Raw genomic sequence first — 24,391 nt, forward strand, 5'->3', positions numbered from 1 at the left:
ATTAATGTCGGCGAAGACGAGCGATTGCTTCACGTTGTCGCGCCGCTCGGTCACGAATCCCGTTGTTTTGCGAGGTCTGCGCCGGCTGTGAAACTCTCTGGGCAAGGGCTTTGGCGCTAGGGTACTCAAATAGCTCAACCAGGCTCAGCTCGACATCAAAAAGCTTCTTAAGACCGTCACGGACGATTGGCAAGAGAAGGGAGTGCCCGCCAATATCGAAGAAGACATCGTCACCCGTCAGTGCCTCATTTGTACCAATCACATGTTGCCAGAGCGCTAGGACTTGCTCTAGCGGTGCCTCCCCCACCGGGCAGGGACTGGGGGGGAGGGCCGAGGGTGGTAGGGGCAAGGCACGGCGGTTCAGCTTGCCGTTGACCGTCATCGGGAAGCTCTCCAGATGGACGAACACTGTAGGAACCATGTAGACCGGCAGGTGAGCGCGCAGATGGTTCCCCAGTGCACTCGAATCGGGTTTTTGACCGATGGTATAGCCCACCAGCTTCTCGCTGTGCAAGGCGACGGCACTGCCGCGGACTCCAGGAAACTGCACTAGTGCAGCTTCAATCTCTCCGAGCTCGATCCGGTGACCGCGTAGCTTAACTTGCAAATCAGCGCGCCCAATGTAGTCGAGCTCGCTATTGGGAAGCACCGCGACCAGATCGCCCGATTTATAGACGCGCTGCTCTTGGTAGCATACAAAGCGCTCATCGGTGAGCTCGGGACGCTTTAGATAACCGCGCGTCACGCCTGCACCACTCACCCAGAGCTCGCCATTGACCACATGCATTGTCCAGCCCGGAAAGGCAACTCCTATGGGGCTAACGGTAGAGTCCGTATCCGTGGCAAGGATACGCCGGTAGCTCACGAAAACCGTGGTCTCCGTAATACCATAGAGGTTCCAGAGTGCGGGCTGAGCGTCGCCATAACGCGCAAACCAGGGTTTCAGGCTGGCAACTTCAAGCTTCTCCGCGGCCAGAATGACCGTCCGGAGCGACTCCAGCTTAGGGGCATCTTCATCGGCGGCCATCAGCTGGGAAAAAGCCGTGGGGGACTGGTTGAGCACCGTCACACCCTCGCGGCGCAGCAAGGCATGAAACGAGTCCGCGGCGCGGCGCTCGGCATCGGTGGGAATCACTAATCGTCCGCCATGCAACAGTGCCCCCCAGATCTCCCAGACCGAGAAATCAAATGCGTAGGAGTGAAATAGGGTCCAGACATCGTGCTCCGTTGTCGTAAAGACTGGATTGTCGAAGAGAGGCAAGACATTGCGGTGCTCAACCAGGCAGCCCTTTGGCTGGCCCGTTGAACCTGATGTGTAGATCACATAGGCCAGATTTTTCTCACTGACCGCAGTGAGCGGATTTTCCGTGCATGCGCCGTCGTCTTCAGTGTCATCAGCGGTGATGGTAAGAATCTTGGCTGTGGTTTCGGGCAGAGCAATGCCCCGTTGCGTCACCAGCACCGGTGCTTCACAGTCCGATAGTTGGAAAGCGAGGCGCTCTGTGGGGTAGGCGGGATCTAGCGGGACATAGGCTCCGCCCGCCTTGAGGATGCCCAGTATCCCGATGACCATGTCAAACCCGCGCTCCACAAGCAGTGCCACCAGGCTCTCCGGGACAACTCCCTCCGCAATGAGGCGCTGCGCCAGGGTATTGGCACGGGCGTTGAGAGCTTCATAGGAGAGGGATCTCCCCTCAAAAGTAAGGGCTATCGCGTCAGGAGTTTGCGCCGCTTGTGCGGCAAAGCGTTCATGGAGCGTGTTCATCATTATTTCACCAGGGCAGATCTCAGTTTATTGATCACGCGACGTGGTAGCTGCTGGGCCTGATAGAGTACCGGGTTTCGAAACGGCAAGAGAGCTGCGTCGAGAGACTTTATCAATGCGGGATCGTTGATTGAATTATCGTGTAGGTAGCGCTCAATCCATAGGAGAATTCGCTCCTTGGCGGGATTAGGTCTACCAAATACCCACTCGCCCCGTGCCATCGCCTGATGGCAGCAGTTATCGGGGTGCTGGCGATAGAGGCTCCAGGTGTTGCTGGCGGCATAAACAGGGTAGTGTGTAAAGAGACGTGTGTAGAGAACATTGTCTTCATAGAGTCCCTTAAAACTCTCATCCCATCCGCCGAGTTTGCGGAGAATATTCGTACGGGCAATAAACTCTGAGGTGCAGGGTTGGAAACTCTCGTCACCAAGCCAATGCTGGAGCATTTCCCGAGGGGCAATCACTCGGTCCGCAGTAAGGCCTCCCAGATTCAACCAGTCTGGCTGTGTGGCTGTCTCCGCCCACGAGTGCCAGATCTTGCTCCGGCCAAAGAGCGCTGCCGCTGTGGGCTGCGCCTCAAGAATTCCCACCTGCTCCGCTAGCTTATTGGGCAACCAGAGATCGTCGGCATCCAGGAGCGCAATATATTGACCGTGTGCCTGTGCGAGGCCCAGGTTACGCGTGGCGCTCATCCCACGGTTCAGTCCTCCAGGATGCTGGAGATAGATCACTCTCCCCGAGTGCTGCGTGGCATAGGCTTGGGCTAGCTCTTTTGAGCCATCTGTCGAACCGTCATCTACGAGAAGCAGCTCCCAGTCCGTAAAAGTCTGGGCCAGCACGGAGTCAACCGCTTCGGCAAAGAAGCGACCTGGGTTATAGAAAATGACAACTACAGAGACAAGTGGCGCAGTGGACATGTATTCGGCATTGTGCAAGATTCATGCCGAAAGGACTAAATCTTATACTTCAGGAGATCTTTGGTGAAAACACGCTCGGCTTGTCCTGGTGCCTTGACGAGATAGCGTGTCCGCACCACGCCAACCCCGGGCGCAAACCAGCGTGTGACCCAGAAGTGGGCTAGACCATCGGTGAGCCGCGTCTCTAAGATGGTGTCAACTCGATAGGCCGTGAATGTCCCCGCGGGAACCTTGATCTTTTCGACACAGCGCAAGCGTGATTTTGACCGACTGGGAACTAAAGCGCCCCTCAAGGAAACCCCTCCTTGCCAGCTGAGAGTCTCGTCGAACTTGAGCGGAAAGCGCAGAATGGGCATGGGGGGCTTCAGGGTTACTTTCTCCGCAGCACCCGCTGAGAACTGTGCAATTTCATTGTTCGTGACATAGAAAAGCTCCTCGCGATCTGGGGCTCCTTTGCGCTTGCCAGACAGTACAAGGGCTGTTTGTCCATCTATCAAGCGGGAAGGCAGGACTGTTACCTCCTCGATACCGTTTTCTTCATTAGTCAACCGATAAGTCCAGTGACTGTTAGGCGATGTGGGAAGAAGCGGTTGGGCAGGGGGGACAGGGGTGGCGGTGAGCTCCTGAGGAAGGTGGATAAAACTGTCATCCGAACCCGTTGCAATTCGCAGATCTTTACAGCCCGAAACAAGCGTAAAAGCGATGACACAAAGAGTAAAAGCGATTCTGCTCACCCTTCTTTTCCTTCCTTAAGCAGTGCTCGGTAGTAGGCCCGTGAGATCTCATGAACCCCACGTTGTGCGCTCAAACCCACCGAATCATCGGTTTCACTGTAGACGGTATAGACGCGCAATAATACAGACTGCCGCCCCAGAATAACGGCACCGAATCCCGTTCTGAGTCGCGCGGGGAGGTCGCGGAAGTTACCCATCATCGGCTCGCACGTGGTGTTACCATCGCGCGACTGTTGCCAATAGTACATAATAATCCGCGTCTTAGGATTGTTGCGCTGGCGAAAGATCATCGCACGAACTGGAGCACTCCCGGGGCCGTCCAGAGTAAACTCTTTCCGACTTGTGAACTCCCAGGCACCCGTCCCCCCAACACAAACAGTGGGATCGTGGAAGTTCTCAAAGGGCCCCGCCGTCACGAGGGTCGCCAGAACTGTTTCCCCTGTGCCATTGGTGTATTCTCTGCCAGTCGCACGGGGATTTCCCAGAAGTGCCAGAGTGCTCTGAGGAACGGGTTGATTCGTTCCCTCCCAGCCCGAGATGGTATCGGGAACGCTAGGAAACCAGCCGCCAGCCGATTCCAGGCGTTTTTGCGAAAAAATACTGAGTGCCGCGGTTATACCAATGATGACACTTAGCTGTTTAAATACTTTAGGAGGCATGGGGAGTCCTACCGCTTCCGGCGGTTCTGAAGCTTTCGCTCGCCGCGACGAATGAGTGTTTCGAGATTTTTATTAGATGAGCCTACAAGCTTTCCGATCTTATCCAGACCAAGCAGGAAAAAACTGATAGCTAGTGTTAAAGGAGTAAAGAGAAATAGTATAACTTTACCAACACTCATTCCTGCACGAGCTGAGCCCGAAAAGAGCTTGTCAATGGGACGTTGGATTGTATTGCTAAGTCTTCCTAGGGCACTTACGAAACTCACGACCCACTTCGGTCGTCGTAGACTGGCCGTAACACGGGTGGTGAATAGGGTGAGTGCAAGGCTGGGAATTGTGAAAAACCAGCAGTTTGCGTAAACAAAGTAGCCAATAATAGTTGAATTAGAGGCGATCAGCCAGCAAGATATCACGAGTTTGAGCTGGCTTACGACAAATGTTACGGTCAGTCCTAGGAAAATTAGTCTCATAGTGCGCTGTGCTGAGTAGCGACGGTAGAGTCCATATCCCCAGAAAAAAACAATCGCAGCGAAATATCCCTGCATCCCGGAAAGAGTGACAGGAGTGGGAATGCTTGCTCCATCAATGTAAATATTTTCTGGGGTAATCGCTATCTGATGCCCAAGGCGAAGGAGGATCCCCTTGAGGATCGTGCCGTGCAAGTTAAGCCCCAGTAGCTCGAAACGACTTGTCGCGCTTTCAGGAAGCCAGGGGACAATTAAAAGTAAATACAGGATCGGGGCTCGCAGTATTTTAAGAACATTCTTACCGTAAACACAGACGATAACTCCAATTAGCATCAGGACCAACCCGAGCACTGCGGCGACGCTTAATCGTGAAAAATGGGCGAAAAAATAGAGGAGACTGCCACACACAAGTACTGTCAACGAGCCTTTCTTCTGAGGTTTCCCGACATGACGTTCCCAGTGTGCCTGTGCTGCCTGATGTGCCTTAAAAGTCGCACGACGTCCCCAAAGAATGATGCAAAAGAGGGGGAGAACGAACGGTTGTGCTGCGAGAATAGAGTAGTGGGATTTCCACCAATCGCTCATCCATTCAAAGGGGATGATCCAGGTTGCTAGGTAGATCAGTCCTAGAATAAACCACGAGCGCTCTTGCACTATATAGGTTTTTAGCGCTTGGAGACGTGACATCTACTTACCCTTGACCTGATAGCGCTCCAGATCCTGAAGGGCTGGCTTACCATCATCGGCAAAACTTCTGCGCACAAACCCGATTTTCTCAGAGAGCCACCGGATCGACGGAAAGTGCAGAGCTTGCTCTTTTGGACGGCTCATGGTGAGTACACTATCAATTCTAAAACATTGAAAACGTCCTGTCCGTGTCTGCAGATTTTCTTGCGCTGTTACTCTGGTATACGCAGTGGAGTTATACTCTTTTCCTTTGAAACGTACAGAACCTTTCCACGTAATTTCATCTCCTTCACGAAGCACGGCTTTTAGGAGAGGAAGGGGAGGAGATAGGACTAATAACTCTTGCTGTTTTTCCCCAAATGCTAGTAGGGACAAGCCACTGTCATCGTTTTTATAGACTTCTTGTCGCCAGAGTACTCCTTCCCGGAATAATTGAAGGTGTGTGCCTGTTGAGGCTCCTACTTGCTTTGGGCCGACGACTACAATCTTGTCACGCGTGGTGTGTTTTTCACTGATACCATTCATCTCCCAGAAGGTACCAGGTGTCAGTGGCAAGAGCTTTTGGCTCGTCGTTTGTGCAGGAGAAGCCCTCTCTTTAAGATAGGCGCTATCTTCTCCACCCGCGACTAATTGGGGGGCACATCCCATAAGCAGAGCAAGCAGGCTTGGTACGAATCTCAATATCGGTTTCATTTGCTATTTCCCAAGTTCTGTTTGTAAAGACTTAAGGCAACCGTATCCAGGCTCCGACGGGCCTGTGCACCATTCTTGTCTGTGGGAGGAATGAGCATATAGAGACGTACCAGGCACAATGGCTCCTTGTTCCAAATCGTGGCCCATCCTAACCGAAGACGATCCGGGAAACCCTGCTGAATACCTTGTTCACCATAGAGATAAGTCTTACCTGAGGGGCTCTGGAGCCAGGAATAGACAAGTAACCTGCCATTTCCCCGCGGTACTTTCAGTACCCATGCACGTAAGGGGTTATCTGCGCCAAAGAGAGTCAGCTTTCGTTGGGCAGTGAGTGACAGGGGGAAAAAAACGTCTGGTTCCCTGTAGGACTCGAAAGATCGCACTGCGATTAACTGGCAGGTAATCTCATCATCCAGCGGATTCTTAAATGCTACGCCGCGTACCTTGGGCAGAGAAAGACGGGTTAAAAAGTCCTGAGAGAGAGGGGTATCAATTGCTTCCCAGTTACCCGCACTCACGGGGACATCCAGAAGCCAGTCATTGGTACGTCCTAGCCGATACGAGAGAAACAGATTTAGCAGGGCGACGCTTGCCAGAAAAGCTCCCAGTCGCTTGATCCGTTCTGAAAGTAAACTTTGTGAGGTCATTTTTCCTCCGGCGTTGTCGGATTACTGAGGAGTTTTCTCGTGGCGAGGAAGATGGTTGCGAGGACACACAAGATTGTTGGTAGGGCGGGGATACTTGCCAGAGTATTTGCCACGGAAGGGTATTGACGCGCCACGAGTCCGATTAAAAGTAGCCGGAATAAGTTTATTATCACTGTCAGGAATGCTGCGATAAGCAGGGTTAAGAGACTTTTTAACAGAGGGGCACGTTTCCAGATCAAGTAGCTGACAGTTCCGAAAATTGCAAAAAGAAAGACATCTATACCACTTAGCGAAGGGATAATCTGAAGCTGCCAACCTGATTGTTTAATGGTGACTTGAGCTCCCATGATGCGTGTCTGAATTCCCATCAGATCTAGGCCACCCCCTAACATGGTTGCACCTGCTAACTGGAGACGAGCAAGTAAGACAAGAAAGAGGGTATGTGGAGGAGGGATCATTAGTAAGAGGAGCAATAACGGACTAATAACGCTACGAAGTAGGAAAGGGCCAAAAAGATAGAACACAGTTCCTATAATAACCAAGCAGAAACCAAGAATGCTAACTAGAGGCAATAAAGCGATTTGGGATAAAATCAGTCCCAGACATCCTAGAACGATCAGGATCATGTTGCCAGAACGCCGTGGGTCGCGTGGATCGGGGAATAATTCCTCTAGCTCCTTGGCCGTCCGCTGCCAGTCAGGCTTGCGTGTCCAAGCGAGCAAAGCTACAACAGGGAGAACCCAAGCTTGTACAAATAACTGTGAACCGGTTTCAAACCACAAAGGAGAACAGATGCGAAACGGAATCCATGCCAGGGCAACTCCCGGAGGAATGAGCCACCAGAGTGCGGAAGGCTGTTTCCGTGACCGGGTGTCCGAATTCTTAACATCATTAGTCACAATATCAACCATATTACCATAATCCGCTTCCTGTAACGGGAAGCATTAGTGTTTGCGAGCCACTCGTGCGGCTAGAGCAAAAAGTCCGATCAGACCCGTTAGGCAGAACGCAATAATTCCCCCAAAATAGCCGGGTACTCCCAGATACTGTGAAATCAGGACTCCCAGAAAACCCATGACAAATGTTGCCAGGAACCAACTAACAAATGTCCACCACCAGTACGGTCTCTGATGTTTCATTGTTCCCAGACCTCTTTCTTTTTTTGACGAACTGTCTCAAGTGCCCGTAGTCCCCCGCCTTCTGGATCGAAGAGCTGCCCTTGAATACCATCCAGCGGCTTCAAGGCGACCTCTGCATCCTCATAGTGACCTGCTGCAAGATAGGCTTGCCCTAGAGCGATTCGCCAGCGCCAGTTACGTCCGACATCACGTAGGAGTGGAATGCCACAGAGAAGCCCTCCGAGGCCAAAGAGCAGGTTACTCAGCCATGGACGCGCTCCCCAGAGAGGCTTGAGAAGGGTAAGAAGCAGAGCACAGGCCGCAATCCGTACGACCAGCAGTACCACGGCACGTATCTGACGGCGTAAAAGCTCCCGAAGAGCAGCACCGCGCTCGGGGAGAATCGCTTGTTTAGTCATTCTGCCCCACACTACGGCGGGCAGGCGTCTTTAAATAGTGTAATTGGGCAAGCGGCACAGCGTATTAGACCACTTGTCAAACTCAGAGGCAAGCCCGAAACGCCGAGTCCTTTCAGGCGGCACGTCCCCCAGGCACCAGTGTCAGGTGTCCGTGGGTTCGGAGGCTCTGGCAGGGTGGGTGAGGCGCTGACAGATTGCTGTGTTCGATCACTGTCCACTCCGCTACAATAATGTTGTCTTGTACTAGAGCGAGCAGGCGTGGGCGGCGCGGCAGAGCAAGGTCACGCTCCGCAGCCCACTGGGCAATCTCGTGGCGCGCCTCGGTGCGATCTTGCCGATCGCTGGAAACGAGGAGACAGTTTCGATTGGAGTGAGTAGGAAAGATATTGACCATGATATTTAAGTATCGGTTCGCGTGGCCTATTCATTCAGTCGGGCGAGAAAACCTGTCAATTCTGATAGCACTGTAACGAAACGAGGAGGTAGGGCGTATAATACAACCATGTCTACCGCGCCCACTCTCGCGTCGAAGTACCAGAAGCCCGCGTTCCCTTACCTGGCACCCCTCGTCCTGGGGATTTTGTTTTTTTGCCTCTATGGTGTGGGGAACTGGCCGGGGATGCCGGGATTTTCCGAGGGCAGTCAAGCGACACTGGGGTTCCTGGTGTTTCGGTGGGCGACAGACCCGAGCGCAACCCATGGCTGGTTGATTATCCCTATCGCCTCCGCCGTGGTCTGGCACAAGCGCGAGAAGCTGCGCCGAATTGCGCTGTGCTCCGATAAACGCGGCCTCGGGGTGGTGGGCGTGGCGCTTGCGATGCATCTTGTGGAGAAAACCCTCGATATCAATGGGCCCTCGCCGCTCTCCATCCCGATCTTTCTTGCGGGCGCTGTTTGGTATCTCTGTGGGACAGCGTGGCTGCGGGAGCTGGCGTTTCCTCTTGCGTATTTAACGTTTTTTCTGCCCATCCCCGGTGGCCTCACCCAGCCGATCTCGTTTCCTCTGCGAATGATCGCAACGGGAGGCAGTAAGTGGATTGTTGAACATCTCTTCAATATTCAGGTGCTGGGTTCCGGTATGGACATGGAGTTTGCCTTTAAAAAGACGGGCGAGATGGTGCGTGTCAAGATTGCAGATCCGTGCTCGGGGATTCACTCGCTCATGGCGATCAAGGCGCTTCATGCCATCACTGCGTATATCTCGCGCCTGAAGCTCCCGTGGAAATGGGTACTGTTCTGGTTGGCCTTGCCGATTACACTGGCCGCCAATGTCATTCGGATCACCTTGCTGATTCTGGTGTGCTCGCTCTACGATCCCAAGTTTGGTTTGGGGACTTTCCATGATGCCTCTCCGTACCCTCTCTTTATTATTGTCTTGCTCCTGCTCGTTTCCATTGGCCGTACGATGGAGCGCGTCACGGGCGGAGAGAAGTGGTGGAAGGCCCGCCAGGAAAAAGAGAAGTCGGAGTGGGCGCAGATTCCCGCCCCGATAGGCTTCACACGCACGGGCACTCCGCCCCGGCTGGCGGTTCTAGGGGGGATGCTGGCAGCCGCACTGGCGATCTCGCTCGTGGCGTCGGCACCTCCTGAGAAATCGCCCGCTGCCGATGTCCGTTCGATCTCCGCCGAGCTAGGGCGCTGGAAGTGCCCCGAGGGAGATTATTCGGACCCCGCACTCGCCGATGCTGACTCCTACCTGATTCGGGACTATGTTCGCGATGATGGCCAGCGAGTGCAGCTTCTGGTGGTCTACCGGCGCTACGGACGACGTGAGTTCGCACACCGCCCGGATCAGTGTTTTCCTGCGGGAGGCTACATTCAGCTCAAGAAGGACGAGGCGACATTGCCGTGGGCGGGGCGCGAGGACAAGGTTGTCCACATGCTCTTTGATGGGAGTGAGGTACAGCTCACGAGCGGCCAGAAAGGCTTGCCCATCACGACCGTTTCCTATTTCTTTGTCTCTGGAAACCGTAGCGAGTCGGACTTTATGCGCCAGCAGATGATCATGGCGACGGAGCGACTGGTTCGAAATAAGAACGGCTGGACTTTCGTGCGCCTGGTATCGCCTCGGGTCACCACGGACGACGACGCACTCGCGGCGCAGAAAGAGTTTATGAAGACCTTCGAGGGCGAGATCCGTAAAGTCATCACCACCGATCCTGAGACTGCGGGGAAAGAGGGCGCGTGAGCGAGAACAAGGCTTTGCGGATCGCTGTTTTTGTGGGGACGAAGGGGCGTGGCTCCAACCTGATGGCAGTGCATGCCGCCGCTCAAGTGGGTCGCTTGAGTGGTGACGTGTGCCTGGTGCTGGGAACCAAACCCGATGCGCCCGCACTGTTGCGTGCTCGAGAGGCAGGAATCCCCGTGGCCGTGATCGCTCTCGGGGAGGGCTACGATGTGCGCCTACTCGCCGCTCTGGACGCTGCCAAGGCGGATACGATTGCTCTGGCGGGGTACTTGCGCAAGCTCCCTGAGCCTGTTGTGGAGCGCTTTCGCTGGCGGATTGTCAATGTCCATCCCGCGCTGCTGCCGTCGTTTGGTGGCAAGGGGATGTACGGTCACCATGTGCATGAAGCGGTGCTCGCCTACGGCTGCAAAGTAAGTGGCTGCACGGTGCACTTCGTGGACACTGAGTACGACACGGGCCCGATCTTGCTCCAGCGCACGGTTCCCGTTCTCGATGATGATACGCCAGAGACACTGGCGGCCCGGATTCTTCCCGAGGAGCACGCTGCCTACATTGAGGCCCTCCGCTACCTCGCGGAGGGGCGCATCTCTGTAAAGGGCCGCCGGGTTACTGTTGCCAAGCGCGACTGACGATTACAGGCGATTATGAAGGGATAAATCCACGCTGCTTGAACCACTGTGCGCACTGTTCGGGCCAGGCCAAAGTCTCTGGGAACTTCGGGTTCCCCAGACCGACCCCGTGCGGCGCGTGTTCATAGACTTGCAGCGCGAAGGGGACTCCACTAGCCGCGAGCGCCGTTGCGAAGAGGAGCGCGTTCTCGACGGGAACCACTGCATCGTCGGCGGTGTGCATGATAAAGCACGGCGGCGTGGTCTTGGTGACTTTCAGGTGGTTGGACAGCTCGCGCACCAGCTCGACGGGGGGATTGTCCCCAAGCAGGTTGCGCCGCGAGCCCATGTGGGCGGCTTTGCCCTCCAGCGTGATCACCGGGTAGAGAAGCACCGCCAGATCGGGGCGGTCGTCGGGGCTGGTGAAGTGGGTGGCGGCGGTGCTGGTGAGGTGCCCGCCTGCCGAGAAGCCGAGAATCCCGACACGCTTGGTATCCACATTCCACTCCCGTGCTTTTGCTCGGACGGCCTTAATCGCACTGAGCGCGTCGGTCATCTCGGCAGGATGGTGGTACTTGGGCCCGAGGCGGTACTTCAAGACGGCGGCGAAGATGCCCAGCGTATTGAGCCACTTTGCGATAGGCTCCCCTTCGTGTGCCGCCAGCCCGCCGTAGCCCCCACCGGGGCAGACAATCACTGCCGCCCCATTGGGCTTCTCGGGCGGGTAGAGCGTCAGGCTGGGAATGTCCTCGGGCGCATTGCCTAAAGAAAACGGAACTTGACCGTCGGGGTAGAGCGGGATAATCGTATTCATGGGCTATTTTACAGCATCCTGCATTTTTCATCCCCTGCTCGCACCGCTCGCGACCCCTTCGGCTGATCGGCACAGTACCTGGGTGCGGGGACTTTCAGGCCCCTGACCGGGTTACCACCCTCGCAAACTGGCTCGAATGTCCCGGCGGCGTTCTTCGGCTTTGGGATCAGGCGGTGGCGGCGGCTCCTTGAGGGCTTTGTCGAGAAACTCGACTAGCTCCTCAGTCTGGGCCAGCACCTTACTGCTCTGAATATTCATCACTACTTTACTAGGCTGGAACTCGTAGCCTTGCTGGGCTTTGAAGGCGGCGCTGAGCGCACGAACGGAGTGCTTGGGCAGCGCGACGCCGGGCTTGAACGTGACGATCACTTGCCGCGCTTCGGTCTGAATGCCTAAAATACCGATCTCCGCACAGCGCAGGCGCAGGCGCAAGAGACCGAGCGCGTTCCAGACCGGCGGGGGCGGATCACCGAAGCGGTCCTCGAACTCATCTTGTAGACGTGCCACGTCTACTTTGTCTCTCACGGCGGCGAGCTTTTTGTACATGAGAATGCGCTGGGGCTCGGCGGGAATGTAGGCTTGCGGAATGGTTGCGGCCACGGGCAAGTCCACGGTGGGGAGAGGGACATCCTCTTTGTCGGGTTCCTCGCCTTTTAGCTCGTGAATGGCCTGCTCCAGAAGCTGAATGTAGAGATCGAAGCCTACATTGCTGACCGTGCCGCTTTGTTCAGCGCCCAGGAGGTTGCCCGCGCCGCGTAGTTCTAAGTCGCGGAGTGCAATTTTATAGCCACTGCCCAACTCGGTGAGCTCGCGGACGGCATCGAGGCGCTGCTCGGCAATCGTGGTGAGGCTCTTGCCCTTGCGGTAGAGTAGATAGGCGAAGGCCTGCACTTTTGCCCGGCCCACGCGGCCTCGGAGCTGGTAGAGCTGCGAGAGTCCAAGCTTGTCGGCGTTGTCAATGATAATGGTATTGACATTGGGAATGTCGAGGCCCGACTCCACAATGGTGGTGCAGACCAGCACATCGAATTTTTTATGGTAGAACTCGAACATCGTGTCTTCTAGTTCATCGTTGCCCATCTGGCCGTGCGCCACTTTGCAGCGCGCCGTCGGGACGAGCTGTTCGATGTGATTGGCGATGTGGTAGATGCTCTCCACTCTATTGTGCAGAAAATACACCTGGCCGCCCTGGTCAAGCTCGCGCAGAATGGCCTCGCGAATGAGCAGATCATCGAACTCCTTGACAAAGGTCTTGACGGCGGTGCGGCCCTCGGGTGGGTCATTAATAAGCGACATATCCCGAATGCCGGAGAGCGACATGTGCATGGTTCGGGGGATGGGGGTCGCGCTCATGGCCAGCACGTCCACGCTCTTACGGAGCTGTTTGAGGCGCTCCTTGTGCGTCACGCCAAAGCGCTGCTCCTCGTCCACGATCACGAGGCCAAGATCCTTGAACTCGACATCTTTGGAGAGCAGTCGGTGGGTGCCAATAACAATGTCCACGCCGCCGACTCTGAGATCCTCCAGGGTCTTGGTGTGCTCTTTGGCACTACGAAAGCGCGAGAGCTGGTCCACGCGCACGGGAAACGCGGCGAGGCGCTCACTAAAGGTCTGGAAGTGCTGCGATGCTAGAACCGTGGTGGGGCACAAGACCGCCACTTGACGGCCCTCGCTAGCGACTTTAAACGCGGCGCGCATCGCCACTTCGGTCTTGCCAAAGCCCACGTCGCCGCAGATTAATCTATCCATCGGGCGTGGAGACTCCAGGTCCCGCTTCACATCTTCGATAGCCGCGAGCTGATCAGGCGTCTCGGTGTAGGCAAAAGACTGCTCCATGTCCTGAATCCAGGGCGTGTCAGGAGCGTAGGCGTAGCCCTCAATGGCCTGACGGGCGGCGTAGAGCGCGATCAGCTCACCCGCGATCTCTTTGACCTGACGTTTGGCTCTTGCTGTGGCCTTGAGCCACTCGGTGCCGCCCAGCTTGTTCACCGACGGCGACCCGCCCTCGGAGCCGATGTATTTCTGCACCCGGTCCACTTGATCCACGGGCACATAGAGCCTGTCGCTGCCCTCGTAGGCAATCACCAGAAACTCTTTTTCCACGGGTGGCGCACCGGGAAACGGAGCCGTGTTCATCTTGGTCAGGCCCGCATACATACCGATGCCATGATGAATATGCACCACATAGTCGCCGGATTTCACGTCCAGCAGGCTTGTGATGCGCATTCCCTCACGGAATTCGCGACGCTTGGCCTGCTTCTTGAAGCGGTGTCGGTCGCCAAAAAGCTCTGTGTCCGAGAGCACCACCAGATTTGCCTCGGGAAGCCGGAAGCCCGCGGTAATTAAGCCATCAATGAGCTTGACTTGTGCGCTCTCCTGAATGCCAAAGCCACGCAGACGCGGCGCTTGTGCGGAGATTAAAATCACGCGGGCACCGTTGGTTGTCCAGGTATCAATGGCCTCTTTGAGGGGGCCGGGCCGTCCGCCGAAGCTCTCCGCGGGTGCACCCTGAACACTGAGATGCAGCGACGGGGCCAGGAAGGGCAGGGCGCGTGCGAGGAGCGTGAGCAACAGTGTGGGACGAGCTGCCGTGAGCTGGCGCAGTATCGCCTCAAAGTCTGCCCAGAGGCCCCCCCCGCCCCCGATAACGGGGGAGCCATTGTAGGCTAAAATCTCACCGCGTTCTGCGCGGCCTGCCAGGCTTTTTTGGATTCCCTCCAGCACGCGCTCCGCATAGGGTTCGAGTTGCGCGGGCTCGTCTAAGATGAGGATTGCGTCCTCGGGAAGATAGGCCGCGGTCGGAACGGCATCGGGGTGAATCAGGAGCAGATAGCGCTCGACACCGCCGAAATAGTTCGCTAGCCCCAGCTTGACGATATCGCCCTCGGCACTATCGCGGAGCTTCTCGGCACGGCTTACGTCAAAGTTCTTAAGCGTGCCTGCGAGCTGCTTTTTTAGAGTCTCCTGGGCGGTAGCCATGCGCTCGCGGGTAAAGGCCATCTCATGCGCGGCGACAATAACAATTTGCTCTTGCTTGCCTTCGCTGCGCTGGCTCTCGGGATCAAACGGGCGAATGCTCTCCACCTCATCGCCAAATAAGTCAATGCGTACGGGCACGCTCACGTCGGCGGGCCAGACATCGAGCAGATCACCGCGCCTTGCAAACGTCCCTGGGAGCTGCACAAGCTCGGTGCGCCGGTAACCAAACGCATTGAGCCGCGCCGCCGTTTGATCTAGCGAGAGCGTGTCGCCCACCGTGACAGTTAATCGGCGTGTTTTGAGAACCACCGGCGGCGGCGCGAGCTGGAGCAAGGCTGCCGTGGTGGTCACTAAGACACGGGGGGTGATTCCCTGCGCCAGATCTCCGAGCAGCCGTACGCGTTTGCCCGAGCCGCGCACATCCCGTTCCGAGTCTGCATCGTCTAAAAGAAGGTTGAGTGAGCTTGGGAGACGCTCTAGCGTGGTTCCTGGGGGAAGAAAGAGCGCCAGGTCATCGGCGAGGCGCGTGGCGGCATCGTCGGTGTAGGTCACGAGCACCAGTGGTTTTTTCAGGTCTTCCTGAAGTCGGGCCAGAAGCCAGCCCCGTGCGGCGACAGGCATTCCTTCGAGCTGGACAGCACAGAAACCCTGCCGCAGTGCTTCTTCTGTCTGCGCCAGGGTCTTCCAGCCATCCGCGAGCGAGAGCAGAGCGGTTAAGTTCATGGACATGAGATTATACCCCGTGATAAACTGCTCTAAGCTTCTGCGAAGAAGTGGGAAGAGTAAGCAGGTAGGTTTCGCCAGAGAAGAAGGGTCGTCGGCTGAGAGCCCTTTTCGAAAAATACTTTCTGAATGTCGCCCACGGAGCAGGACGGGTTGCGCCCGAAATAGCGTGCGAAAGTGCGTCGGCTCTGCGCCGACGAACCGGGGTGGTACCGCGCGAGCGGCTCTAAATTTATCTGGAGCCCCGCGTCCCTGGGCAATGTTGCCCGAGGACGCGGGGCTTTCCGCGTCTTGGGGTGAAGGAGCCAACAACGAATGGAACTCTCGACACGTTACGAGCCGCAAGAGGCGGAGGCGGCGATCTATGCGCAGTGGCTCGCTGCCAATAGCTTTCGGGCGACGCCCGATAGTCGCACGCCGTACTGCATCACGATCCCCCCGCCCAATGTCACGGGTGCGCTGCACATGGGCCATGCGCTCAACCACACGATCATGGACACACTGGGGCGCTGGAAGCGTATGCTCGGCTTCAATGTGCTGATCCTGCCCGGCACCGACCATGCAGGGATTGCCACGCAGGCCGTGGTGGAGCGCAAACTCAAGCAGGAGGAGCGCAAGACCCGCTATGATCTGGGCCGCGAGGCGTTTACCGAGAAAGTGTGGGAGTGGAAAGAGGAGTACGGCAATAAGATCGTCTCCCAGATGCAGCGTCTTGGGTGCAGCTACGACTGGAGCCGCCTGCGCTTTACCATGGACGAGAGTTACGTGGAGGCGATTCACACGGTCTTTGAAAAGCTCTACGCCGATGGCTATATCTACATCGGGGAGCGGATGGTGAACTGGTCGCCGGGCTTTCAGAGCGTGATCTCCGACATCGAGATTGACAGTCGCGAGGAAGACGGGTTTCTCTGGCACCTGCGTTACCCGTACACGGATGGCACGGGCGCAATTATTGTCGCCACAAGCCGCCCCGAGACCATGCTCGGTGATACGGCGGTGGCCGTAAGCCCCAAAGATACGCGCTACGTGAGTGTTCTTGGTAAGAGCATTACGCTGCCGCTGGTAGGCCGCGAGATTCCGATCTTAGCCGATGACTTTGTGGATCCTGCGTTTGGCACGGGCGCGGTGAAGATCACGCCCTTTCACGATCCCAACGACTATGAGATGGGCAACCGGCATGGCTTAGAGCGCATTGAGGTAATCGGGCCGGATGCAAAAATGACAGCAAATGCGGGCGAGTATGCCGGACTGGATCGCTTCGAGGCACGCAAGCGCATCGTGGCGGATCTGGAGGCGCTCGGTCTGCTGGAGAAGATCGAGCCGTACCGCCACACCGTGCCGTACTGCGATCGTTCGGGGGCCGTGATCGAGCCGCGCCCGTCGTCGCAGTGGTTCTGCAAGATGGGCGGCACCGAGATGGTGGATAAGTCTATTGAGGCCGTGCGCGACGGCTCGATTCGCTTTTTGCCCGAGCGTTACCGCGAGATCTACCTGCTCTGGATGGAGAAAATTCGCGATTGGCCGATCTCCCGCCAGCTCTGGTGGGGCCATCGCCTGCCCGTGTGGCGCAAGACCGACTCCAACCCCGAGGAGGCGAGTAGCTGGGTATTTGCCCGAACCCAAGACGAGGCCGAAGCGAAGCTGGGCAGCACCGAGATTCTGCAATCGTCGGACGTGCTCGACACGTGGTTTAGCTCCGCACTCTGGCCCTTTGCCACGCTGGGCTGGCCGCACACGGAGACCGACCTCAGCTACTACTACCCGACGAGCCTGCTTTCGACGGCGCAGGAGATTCTCTATCTCTGGGTGGCGCGCATGATCATGACCGGTGAGCTCTTCCTCGGCAAGAAGCCCTTCGAGGAGGTCTACATTCATGCGACTGTGCTGGACGAGCACGGGCGGCGTATGAGCAAATCTAAAGGCAATGGCATTGATCCCGTGGAACTGATCGAGCTCTACGGGGCCGACGCGCTGCGTTTTGCGCTGGCACGTGAGGCTGGGCAGCGTCAGGACATTCGCTTCAAGCCCGTGAAGATGGGCAAACAGGAGCAAGTGGAGCAGGCGCGTAACTTTGCCAATAAGATCTGGAACGCCAGCCGCTTCGTGATGATGAATTTGGAAGCCCCCCCTGCCCCCGCAAGCGGGGGAGCCGAGTTTGCGCCCAAACCAATCGCGCTCGTGGATCGCTGGATTCTCTCTCGCCTCGCTGCCACTGCTGATGCAGTGAACGCTGGGTTTGCGAGCTACAACATAGACGATGCCTCGCGGGCGCTCTATGAGTTCTTCTGGAGCGATTTTTGTGATTGGTACGTCGAGGCCGCCAAACCGAGACTTGCAGCAGGCGATGAAAGTACCAAAGCCACGCTCTGGTATACTTTGGAGCGCTCGCTGCGCCTGCTCCACCCGATCTTGCCGCACCTCACGGAGACGCTCTGGCAGGCGCTTCCAGGCGCAAAAGCGGCGGCTGGCTGTGACTTCCTGATGCAGGCGGCATTTCCCAAAGACTTGCCGTATCGCGATGAAGCCGCTGAAGCCGAGTGGGAAGCCGTTCAGGAAATCACGGTGGCGATTCGCAATGTGCAAGCGGTGAACAACCTCAAAAAAGGCGGCGAGGCGTTTGTCACAACAAGCAAACCTGAGGTTCTTGAGAGCAGTCGCTCGATTATCGAGTTCCTGACGCGCTTCACGCTGGTGCTGGGCGCTGGCCCATCCGACGGCCATCTTCAACCCACACGCTTTGGCGATGTGCGCCTGCCGCGCCCTGAAGCAAGCCCGGAGGAGCTTGCTGCCGAAAAGGGACGTCTTGAGAATGACTTGCTGAAGATCGAGAAGGATCTGGAGGGACTTAACAAGCGCTTGGACGATCCTAGCTTTGCCGAGCGTGCGCCCGAGGCCGTTGTGGTCAAAACGCGCTCCCAGCAAGTCGAGTTGTTGGAAAAGCAGGGCAAGCTGCAAGAGCGACTGGCGCAGCTCGGTTAGAAGCGCAGAGCTTCTGGTGTCTCTCCCACGACATAGAATGAGCCAGTGACGATAACACGTAGGGGGCTCTTAAGCGCCGTCTGGATCGCATCAGGAACGTGGGGGAGACACACAACCGGCAGGCCAAGAGCCTCTGCCGCTGTGGCGACCTCGGTGGCGGGAATGGGCTTGAACGTGGGCTCCGTGGCGATCACGGTGTGCAGAAGTGGGGCTAGCACGGCGAGAAACGGGGCGGGATCGTGGGTCTGTTTGGAGCCAATCACGGCCGTAAACTTCTCCCCAGGAAACTCCTCCTGAAGCGCCGCCACGAGCGTACGAGCCCCGTCTTCGTTGTGCGCTCCATCTAGGATCAGTCGTCCGCCCTGGCAGACCTGAAAGCGTCCGGGGAGCGCTGCGGTCTCCAGGCCCGTGCGAATTGCATTCTCAGGAATCTCAAGCGTCCGCGCGATCCAAGTGGCGGTGCTGGCGTTGACACGCTGGTGTGGGCCACGTAGCGAAAGATGTGTGCCACTTGGGAACGCATCGTCGGGAACATGCACGAGAGGCACAGCTTCTTCTCGCGCTTTTTTGGTGATTGCAGCGAGCGCCTCAGGCTCAGTAACGGGTGTGATGCAAGCGCGCGTGCCGCGCTTCAGAATCCCAGCTTTCTGGCCCGCGATCTCACCCAGCGTGCTGCCCAGCAAATTCACGTGGTCAAAACCAATACTCGTGATCGCAGCCACGAGCGGCGCTGGGATGATATTGGTCGAGTCGTAGGTGCCCCCGATTCCGACCTCGATCACCGCAAAGTCCACACCAATCTCGGCGAAGTGCTTGAAGGCGATTGCTGTCTTGAGTTCAAATTCCGTGATCGCGCCGTACTCGCTCTCGTTCATCGCCTCAACAAACGGGGCCAGCTCCTCCACATGCCGGGCCAGATCCGCTTTTGCGATCGGGAGCCCACCCACCATCCAGCGCTCCCGCACATCAAAGACATAGGGCGAGAGATAGGCTCCCACGCAGTAGCCCGCCGCTTGCAAGATCGCCGCCGTCATGGTGGTTACTGATCCCTTACCATTGGTTCCGGCAATATGGACACAGCGTAGCTTGTCTTGCGGAGAGCCTACCTGAGAGAGTAGCATCTTGAGACGCGCCGGGTCTTTGCGGGGAGAAAAAGTGATGCGGTTGGCGAGGTAGAGAACCGCCTGGTCGAAAGTCACAAATACTATTCTACCGTGTGGCCTAAGCAAAAAATCCGAATCCGCCGAATATGAAACTGACTATGCGAGAAAGTACTTTCCAACGATCTAGCGCACGTGCATTTACGCTGATTGAAATTATGGTGACACTGATGATTGTCACGACTTTACTTGCCATTGCCGTGCCACAATTTCTACGCGCCCGTGAGGTTACTCGGTCGAGGGGCTGTGTGAAAAATCTCAATACCATTCAGCTCGCCAAAGAGCAGTATGCAATGGATAACCATATGGGCGTGGGAGCGACGATGCCCGCTCTGTCCGTGTTTTGTGGAGCAGGAACAGCCACCTATATCAAAAATATCCCTTTGTGCCCCTCTAATGGAACCTACACGGTAGGGGATCTTTCGACCGATCCCACCTGTTCCGTGGGCACGGATGCCTTGATTGTACATGCCCTCCCATAAATACTAGCTCAGAAATTCTAGCGCGAGACGTTTGAACTCCCCCGACAGAACTAAGCTCAGGTGATCCGTTCCAGGCACTGTTACAAACTCCGCACCAGGAAGTGTTTCGCGCAGACGCTCTGTTTCTGGCATAAAATGATCGTGCTCCGCGAGAATCACCCGTGTGGGAACCGTCAGTGGGCGCAGGTCATCCACCCGCCCTGGCCAACCGGGGCCACGCATCATCGCGGCGAGTGCCTTCAAGTCGTTGTTGGTCTTTGCAGCAAAGCTGCGAAACTGCCTCCCCACTGGGGACTCAATGCTTTCAGGACGGTCGGTCTCCAGAGCCTGCGCGATCGTGCTGGGAAGCATCGGGATGTTGTTCGTCCGCAGCACTTTATCTCCGATTCCCGCAAGAACCAACCGTCGCACACGCTCTGGGTAGAGCATGGCGTATTGTAGTGCGAGTCCTCCGCCCATCGAGAAGCCTAAGAAGTCCGCGGGAGTTGCCTTTACATCGTCTTGGACGGCGGCAATATCGCGGCAGAGCTTGCTGGGCCAGTAGGCATCGTAGGTGAAGAACTTACTACTGCGTCCGTGCCCTCGCAGATCCGGCCCGATCACTTTCCTGCCTGTCTCTACAAACGCCTGTGTCCAGCCGACCCCGTGCCAGTTGCGCCGAAACGAGCTGGAGAAGCCATGCAGCAGAATCACCGGCGCACCCTCGCCATGCACTTCATAGTGAATCGTCGCCTCTTCGTTTTCAATCGTGTGGCTGGAAAATTCCCAGCTCATCTAAGGAAGCCTGAAGATCATAATTTGTGGTTCAACTTCCGTCAGGCCCCAGGCAACCAGACCATCTAGACTCTCTGGTTCAAGCAAGTGAAAGAGAAGCGCCTGTCGGGGCTGATCCGTGGGCACGATCCAACCGCCAATATTGCCTGTGGTCGGGGCAACCCACTCACCCTCTACTTGCACGAGCTTATGCCCTTGGAACGCAACGCGCCCGACGGATTTCTGTCGCACGACGAAGGCTTGGACGGCTCTTGTGTAGGGGGTAGCAAGGTTCTTCATCTGAATTCCATGACGTTGCAGCAGGGCAATCACGCTGTCATCATGAACCAGATAGGCTTTGGGAACGGGGCGAGACTGTATCGGCTTGAAGCGATCCCAGATGGGGAGCGTGACTTGCTCAAACTCCGTCGGCGCCTTCCGGTGGTCAATCTCGCTCTCGGGGCGGGTTTTCTCCAGCGGAATGGTCTCGGTGCCGCGCGGGGCCATCTCAAAGCGCACACCCAGCTCGCTCCGGCGGCGCTTGTCGGCGTCTTTGACAAGCTTCTGAATCTTGGTGCTGTCTTTGGCAGCTTCCTCCAGCACTGCCAGAACGAAGTCATAGGTCACTTTGACACGGGTCTCAAAGGGCAAGAAACTCGCCGCCTCGGAGAGCACGGCGAGGCGCCCACGCAGACCTGCGTAGTTCGTAACATAGCGTGGCTCCTCGCCAAAAGTCGCCCAGACGCGCTCGGTGCCGCGCCGCTCGGTGTTGCCGTAGTCAAAGAGCTTCCAGGCTTTGTCTTTGTCGAGCTTCTTGCGCACGGTTGGCAGGAGTGTGTCTCGGACATAGGTCAGCACGTCGGGGTCGGTGTTGGGGCTGAGTGGCGGTGAGTAGGTCAGGTGAAACCCGTGACGTGTGCCGTTGGTGGTATGCAGATCCAGAACCAGCGCCGGGTCGTGCTTGAGATAGATATTCTCCAGAACCCCACGCATCTCCGGCGACTCGGCCTTCATACAGTCTCTGTTTATATCCAGCCCCGCGCCATTGGCCCGCTCGCCGATTACGTCGGGGCCATCTTGCGAGCCCCGGTTGCGCTTGCCATCGCCCCATTTCTCGTTGCCATCGCAGTTGTAGATCGGGCAGACAAAGAGCGTGAGTTTCTCCAGAAGCTTAGGGTGCGTGCTTGGCAAGTCTCGGAGCAGCATCAGCGCCGCTTCTTTGCCCTCGACCTCACCGGCGTGGATATTGGCCTGAACATAAACCTTGAGCTTTCCCTTGCCGATAGTCACCAAGGGCACTTTTCGGCCCTGGTCGCTGGTCGCCATCCAGATAATCGGGAGCTTGAGCGCTTCGAGAAACGTAATCACATCGTCGTAGCGGCTCGTTTCCGCATAAGCCGTGCGCTCGGCCCGGGTCTGAGGTTTTGCTTGAAGAGGCATACCGAAGAGTGTACCCTAGCCGCCGATTTCAATCGGCGGCTATTTGGCGATTAGATCACCTGCATGGGCATCAGGACGCACAGATAATCCGCCGCGTTATCGCCGATGGGGCGTAAGATTCCGGGGCGCAGGGGCTCGGTGAGCTCTAGGACAACCCCCTCTGTCTCGATAGCCGCCAGTACATCGCCTAGATACTTGGCATTGAACGCGATCTGAATATCGTCGCCTTCACGGGCCACTTCGATCTCATCGCGTGCCGAGCCAATCGTGCCCGACTCGGCGGACATGGCGAGCTGTGCGCCCTCGGTCTCTAAGACAATCCGGTTGGCATTCTCACGGGCAACAATGGCGACACGCTTGACAGCTTTTTGGAACTCGGCGGTCTCTAAAGTCAGCTTGCGGTCGTGGCCGCTGGGGATGACGCGCTCGTAGTTGGGGAACTGGCCCTCGATCAGTCGAGTGATCAGGGTTGTGGTTGCTACCGTCTCGCCGTTGGAGTTTTTCTTATTCACTTCAAAGCGTGCCTGCCCCTGTGCCAACGCAATCACCACTTCGTCATCGTCGCCTGCCAGACGGCTGATCTCGTTCATGGCGCGTGCGGGAAGCACCGCCTGGCCCTGGCCCTCACCTGCCGACGCGACGCCACCGCGCACGGCGAGTCGGTGGGTGTCGGTGGCGACCATCTTGATCTGCTTGCCGTTAAAGATAAACAAGACTCCCGTCAGGATCACGCGGGTTTCATCGGTGGAGACCGCGAACGCCACTTGCTTGATCATCGCTTTGAGCGTGGTTGCGTCCATGGTGATGGTTGCCGTTGGCTCCACATCGGGCAGTGCGGGGAACTCCTCGGCGGGCAAGCCGAGCAGGCTGTAGTCCGAGCGCCCACAGCGGAGCTGGGTTTTATTGCCGCCGTCGGGGCGATCCAGAATCACATCGGCTTCGGGGAGCGCCCCCAGAATCTCGGTGAAGTAGCGCGAGGGAACCGTAAAGCCACCCGCCTCCTCCATGTCGCCCAGGCTCGCCTGAATTCTGGCGGTCAGCGAGCACTCCACCCACATTTCCAGATCCGTGGCCGTGAGCTTCAGGTTCGACCCGCCTTGCGGCGTGACAAGAATATGCGAGAGAATCGGTAGGGTCGAGCGCCCTGAAACGGCGCGTCCGACAGTCTGTACTGCCTCATAGAGATCTTTTCGTGCGGTAATGGCTTGCATTGTGTTTTTGCCCTTTAGAGTTTGATGGGCAGCGTAAATTGCCCGGCTTCTTGGTTTTTTGTTTCGGTGTCTTCGCTATGAAGATGAGGGTTGTCGGTGTAGAGCGCGCGAAGCGCTCGTGCTCGGAAAGCGTCCGACGCCACGACTTCTCCGGCATCGCTGCGGAGTCGCGCGCGCGTGATTTTGAGGGTTTGCACCTCCCAGGCCAGTGCAGGGGAGCGCAGAATTGCCTCCTCCACACGGCGCCTCGCCTCGGTCGGCAGGTCGTTGTCTACGTACGGGCCGAGCAACTCACGGATCGTTTCGTCGTTCATTCACCATAGAAGACGTAGTGGATAGACAAAAAGCGTCGCGGATTAGGAGATTATTTTCTACTCATCCGACCAGCGCATCACGGAGCGTACGGCGGGCACGGTAGAGCAGAGATTTCGTGGCGGCGACGGAGCGACCCAGCACCTCGGCGGCCTCGGCGTGGGGGATGTCCTCTAGATCACAGAGTGTCAACACGAGCTTATACTCCTCAGAGAGCGCTTCAAGTGCGTCTAGGAGTGCCTTGCGCTCCGCCCGACGAATGGCCTCGTCCTCGGTGCGTGCAAAGCTCACCAGAGCCTCGCCCAGTGGGGTGTCCAGCGAGAAGGTGGGGAGGCGGAGCTGGCGGCGCTTGTCTGCGGCGATGGAGCGAATAATAGCAAAGAGCCAGGGGCCGAAGCGCCGGGTGTGCCCCCCTGTGAGCTGGCGCGCATTTCGAAACGCCCGCACAAACGCCTCCTGCGCCACCTCTTCGGCATCCTCACGCGTCTCCGTGAGCCGCATTGCCAGCCCGAGCGCCCGGTCCGCGTACAGCTCAAAAAGCGTCTCCATCGCGCGGGCATCGCCTTGCCGGAAGCGTTCTACCAGCCGCGCCTCAAAAACATCATGCACGCCCCTATTGTATCGTCCGGTAGAATA

23 protein-coding genes are annotated in these 24,391 nt (G+C 57.2%); 4 read left to right on the forward strand and 19 right to left on the reverse strand.

Features of this window, described 5'->3' with window-relative positions:
- Position 1: 1 nt before the first annotated feature.
- The 11 genes from ACH2ED_RS05340 to ACH2ED_RS05390 all read right to left on the reverse strand — a co-directional run bounded on the left by ACH2ED_RS05340 (position 2) and on the right by ACH2ED_RS05390 (position 8,500).
- Positions 2-1,768, reverse strand: a complete 1,767-nt coding sequence (locus tag ACH2ED_RS05340) for an amino acid adenylation domain-containing protein (protein ID WP_395089173.1) — start codon at positions 1,766-1,768, stop codon at positions 2-4.
- Positions 1,768-2,682, reverse strand: coding sequence for a glycosyltransferase family 2 protein (locus ACH2ED_RS05345; RefSeq protein WP_395089174.1), 915 nt, complete (start codon positions 2,680-2,682; stop codon positions 1,768-1,770). The genes ACH2ED_RS05340 and ACH2ED_RS05345 overlap by 1 nt, the downstream gene beginning before the upstream one ends.
- Before the next feature lie 35 nt (positions 2,683-2,717).
- Positions 2,718-3,416 (reverse strand): hypothetical protein, encoded by a 699-nt coding sequence (locus tag ACH2ED_RS05350; protein WP_395089175.1) that lies wholly within the window; start codon positions 3,414-3,416, stop codon positions 2,718-2,720.
- Positions 3,413-4,075: an exosortase-associated EpsI family protein gene (locus ACH2ED_RS05355; protein WP_395089176.1), complete on the reverse strand. Its 663-nt coding sequence runs from the start codon at positions 4,073-4,075 to the stop codon at positions 3,413-3,415. The genes ACH2ED_RS05350 and ACH2ED_RS05355 overlap by 4 nt, the downstream gene beginning before the upstream one ends.
- Positions 4,076-4,083: 8 nt before the next feature.
- Positions 4,084-5,196 (reverse strand): archaeosortase/exosortase family protein, encoded by a 1,113-nt coding sequence (locus tag ACH2ED_RS05360; RefSeq protein ID WP_395089177.1) that lies wholly within the window; start codon positions 5,194-5,196, stop codon positions 4,084-4,086.
- Positions 5,197-5,229: 33 nt separating this feature from the next.
- The gene (locus ACH2ED_RS05365) at positions 5,230-5,922 is read right to left on the reverse strand and encodes a hypothetical protein (RefSeq protein WP_395089178.1); all 693 of its coding nucleotides are present in this window, start codon (positions 5,920-5,922) and stop codon (positions 5,230-5,232) included.
- Positions 5,919-6,569, reverse strand: a complete 651-nt coding sequence (locus tag ACH2ED_RS05370) for a hypothetical protein (protein WP_395089179.1) — start codon at positions 6,567-6,569, stop codon at positions 5,919-5,921. The genes ACH2ED_RS05365 and ACH2ED_RS05370 overlap by 4 nt, the downstream gene beginning before the upstream one ends.
- Complete coding sequence (locus tag ACH2ED_RS05375; RefSeq protein WP_395089180.1) at positions 6,566-7,480, reverse strand: archaeosortase/exosortase family protein; 915 nt, start codon at positions 7,478-7,480, stop codon at positions 6,566-6,568. Before ACH2ED_RS05375 ends, ACH2ED_RS05370 begins: the two co-directional genes overlap by 4 nt.
- A gap of 33 nt (positions 7,481-7,513) precedes the next feature.
- Positions 7,514-7,708, reverse strand: a complete 195-nt coding sequence (locus ACH2ED_RS05380) for a hypothetical protein (protein ID WP_395089181.1) — start codon at positions 7,706-7,708, stop codon at positions 7,514-7,516.
- Positions 7,705-8,106 carry a hypothetical protein gene (locus tag ACH2ED_RS05385; protein ID WP_395089182.1) on the reverse strand — a complete coding sequence of 134 codons (402 nt, stop codon included), beginning with the start codon at positions 8,104-8,106 and terminating at the stop codon, positions 7,705-7,707. The genes ACH2ED_RS05380 and ACH2ED_RS05385 overlap by 4 nt, the downstream gene beginning before the upstream one ends.
- 112 nt (positions 8,107-8,218) lie before the next feature.
- Positions 8,219-8,500: a hypothetical protein gene (locus ACH2ED_RS05390; RefSeq protein WP_395089183.1), complete on the reverse strand. Its 282-nt coding sequence runs from the start codon at positions 8,498-8,500 to the stop codon at positions 8,219-8,221.
- Positions 8,501-8,608: 108 nt separating this feature from the next.
- Between ACH2ED_RS05390 and ACH2ED_RS05395 the strand changes: the two genes are divergently transcribed.
- Positions 8,609-10,294 carry an exosortase C-terminal domain/associated protein EpsI gene (locus ACH2ED_RS05395; protein WP_395089184.1) on the forward strand — a complete coding sequence of 562 codons (1,686 nt, stop codon included), beginning with the start codon at positions 8,609-8,611 and terminating at the stop codon, positions 10,292-10,294.
- Positions 10,291-10,923 carry a phosphoribosylglycinamide formyltransferase gene (purN, locus tag ACH2ED_RS05400; RefSeq protein ID WP_395089185.1) on the forward strand — a complete coding sequence of 211 codons (633 nt, stop codon included), beginning with the start codon at positions 10,291-10,293 and terminating at the stop codon, positions 10,921-10,923. The genes ACH2ED_RS05395 and purN overlap by 4 nt, the downstream gene beginning before the upstream one ends.
- Before the next feature lie 13 nt (positions 10,924-10,936).
- On the opposite strand, the gene ACH2ED_RS05405 is transcribed toward purN, so the two are convergent.
- Both ACH2ED_RS05405 and mfd read right to left on the reverse strand, forming a co-directional pair.
- On the reverse strand, positions 10,937-11,716 hold the full coding sequence (locus tag ACH2ED_RS05405) for an alpha/beta hydrolase (RefSeq protein WP_395089186.1): 780 nt from the start codon (positions 11,714-11,716) through the stop codon (positions 10,937-10,939).
- 111 nt (positions 11,717-11,827) lie between these two features.
- Positions 11,828-15,418: a transcription-repair coupling factor gene (gene mfd, locus ACH2ED_RS05410; protein WP_395089187.1), complete on the reverse strand. Its 3,591-nt coding sequence runs from the start codon at positions 15,416-15,418 to the stop codon at positions 11,828-11,830.
- Between the two features lie 315 nt (positions 15,419-15,733).
- Between mfd and ACH2ED_RS05415 the strand changes: the two genes are divergently transcribed.
- The gene (locus ACH2ED_RS05415; protein ID WP_395089188.1) at positions 15,734-18,397 is read left to right on the forward strand and encodes a valine--tRNA ligase; all 2,664 of its coding nucleotides are present in this window, start codon (positions 15,734-15,736) and stop codon (positions 18,395-18,397) included.
- Here ACH2ED_RS05415 and ACH2ED_RS05420 read toward each other — a convergent pair.
- Entirely contained in the window at positions 18,394-19,596 is a 1,203-nt protein-coding gene (locus tag ACH2ED_RS05420) for a bifunctional folylpolyglutamate synthase/dihydrofolate synthase (protein ID WP_395089189.1), read from the reverse strand. The genes ACH2ED_RS05415 and ACH2ED_RS05420 overlap by 4 nt on opposite strands.
- Positions 19,597-19,658: 62 nt before the next feature.
- Between ACH2ED_RS05420 and ACH2ED_RS05425 the strand changes: the two genes are divergently transcribed.
- Positions 19,659-20,039: a competence type IV pilus major pilin ComGC gene (locus ACH2ED_RS05425; protein WP_395089190.1), complete on the forward strand. Its 381-nt coding sequence runs from the start codon at positions 19,659-19,661 to the stop codon at positions 20,037-20,039.
- A 3-nt stretch (positions 20,040-20,042) separates the two neighbouring features.
- Here ACH2ED_RS05425 and ACH2ED_RS05430 read toward each other — a convergent pair whose 3' ends face one another.
- The 5 genes from ACH2ED_RS05430 to ACH2ED_RS05450 form a co-directional block, all read right to left on the reverse strand.
- The gene (locus tag ACH2ED_RS05430) at positions 20,043-20,813 is read right to left on the reverse strand and encodes an alpha/beta fold hydrolase (RefSeq protein WP_395089191.1); all 771 of its coding nucleotides are present in this window, start codon (positions 20,811-20,813) and stop codon (positions 20,043-20,045) included.
- Positions 20,814-22,232 (reverse strand): M14 family zinc carboxypeptidase, encoded by a 1,419-nt coding sequence (locus ACH2ED_RS05435; protein ID WP_395089192.1) that lies wholly within the window; start codon positions 22,230-22,232, stop codon positions 20,814-20,816.
- A 50-nt stretch (positions 22,233-22,282) separates the two neighbouring features.
- Positions 22,283-23,443 (reverse strand): DNA polymerase III subunit beta, encoded by a 1,161-nt coding sequence (gene dnaN / locus ACH2ED_RS05440; protein WP_309694059.1) that lies wholly within the window; start codon positions 23,441-23,443, stop codon positions 22,283-22,285.
- Positions 23,444-23,457: 14 nt separating this feature from the next.
- Positions 23,458-23,757: an anti-sigma factor family protein gene (locus ACH2ED_RS05445; RefSeq protein WP_395089193.1), complete on the reverse strand. Its 300-nt coding sequence runs from the start codon at positions 23,755-23,757 to the stop codon at positions 23,458-23,460.
- Positions 23,758-23,818: 61 nt separating this feature from the next.
- Positions 23,819-24,364 carry an RNA polymerase sigma factor gene (locus ACH2ED_RS05450; RefSeq protein ID WP_395089194.1) on the reverse strand — a complete coding sequence of 182 codons (546 nt, stop codon included), beginning with the start codon at positions 24,362-24,364 and terminating at the stop codon, positions 23,819-23,821.
- Positions 24,365-24,391: the final 27 nt, after the last annotated feature.

Source organism: Armatimonas sp., from assembly GCF_043757465.1.
GTDB lineage: Bacteria > Armatimonadota > Armatimonadia > Armatimonadales > Armatimonadaceae > Armatimonas.

Coding starts and splice junctions, on each gene's coding strand:
- ACH2ED_RS05340 (WP_395089173.1), bottom strand. CDS start 1,768: ATGATGAACACGCTCCATGAACGCTTTGCCGCACAAGCGGCGCAAACT.
- ACH2ED_RS05345 (WP_395089174.1), bottom strand. CDS start 2,682: ATGTCCACTGCGCCACTTGTCTCTGTAGTTGTCATTTTCTATAACCCA.
- ACH2ED_RS05355 (WP_395089176.1), bottom strand. CDS start 4,075: ATGCCTCCTAAAGTATTTAAACAGCTAAGTGTCATCATTGGTATAACC.
- ACH2ED_RS05365 (WP_395089178.1), bottom strand. CDS start 5,922: ATGAAACCGATATTGAGATTCGTACCAAGCCTGCTTGCTCTGCTTATG.
- ACH2ED_RS05370 (WP_395089179.1), bottom strand. CDS start 6,569: ATGACCTCACAAAGTTTACTTTCAGAACGGATCAAGCGACTGGGAGCT.
- ACH2ED_RS05375 (WP_395089180.1), bottom strand. CDS start 7,480: ATGGTTGATATTGTGACTAATGATGTTAAGAATTCGGACACCCGGTCA.
- ACH2ED_RS05380 (WP_395089181.1), bottom strand. CDS start 7,708: ATGAAACATCAGAGACCGTACTGGTGGTGGACATTTGTTAGTTGGTTC.
- ACH2ED_RS05385 (WP_395089182.1), bottom strand. CDS start 8,106: ATGACTAAACAAGCGATTCTCCCCGAGCGCGGTGCTGCTCTTCGGGAG.
- ACH2ED_RS05390 (WP_395089183.1), bottom strand. CDS start 8,500: ATGGTCAATATCTTTCCTACTCACTCCAATCGAAACTGTCTCCTCGTT.
- ACH2ED_RS05395 (WP_395089184.1), top strand. CDS start 8,609: ATGTCTACCGCGCCCACTCTCGCGTCGAAGTACCAGAAGCCCGCGTTC.
- ACH2ED_RS05405 (WP_395089186.1), bottom strand. CDS start 11,716: ATGAATACGATTATCCCGCTCTACCCCGACGGTCAAGTTCCGTTTTCT.
- mfd (WP_395089187.1), bottom strand. CDS start 15,418: ATGAACTTAACCGCTCTGCTCTCGCTCGCGGATGGCTGGAAGACCCTG.
- ACH2ED_RS05415 (WP_395089188.1), top strand. CDS start 15,734: ATGGAACTCTCGACACGTTACGAGCCGCAAGAGGCGGAGGCGGCGATC.
- ACH2ED_RS05425 (WP_395089190.1), top strand. CDS start 19,659: ATGCGAGAAAGTACTTTCCAACGATCTAGCGCACGTGCATTTACGCTG.
- ACH2ED_RS05430 (WP_395089191.1), bottom strand. CDS start 20,813: ATGAGCTGGGAATTTTCCAGCCACACGATTGAAAACGAAGAGGCGACG.
- ACH2ED_RS05435 (WP_395089192.1), bottom strand. CDS start 22,232: ATGCCTCTTCAAGCAAAACCTCAGACCCGGGCCGAGCGCACGGCTTAT.
- dnaN (WP_309694059.1), bottom strand. CDS start 23,443: ATGCAAGCCATTACCGCACGAAAAGATCTCTATGAGGCAGTACAGACT.
- ACH2ED_RS05445 (WP_395089193.1), bottom strand. CDS start 23,757: ATGAACGACGAAACGATCCGTGAGTTGCTCGGCCCGTACGTAGACAAC.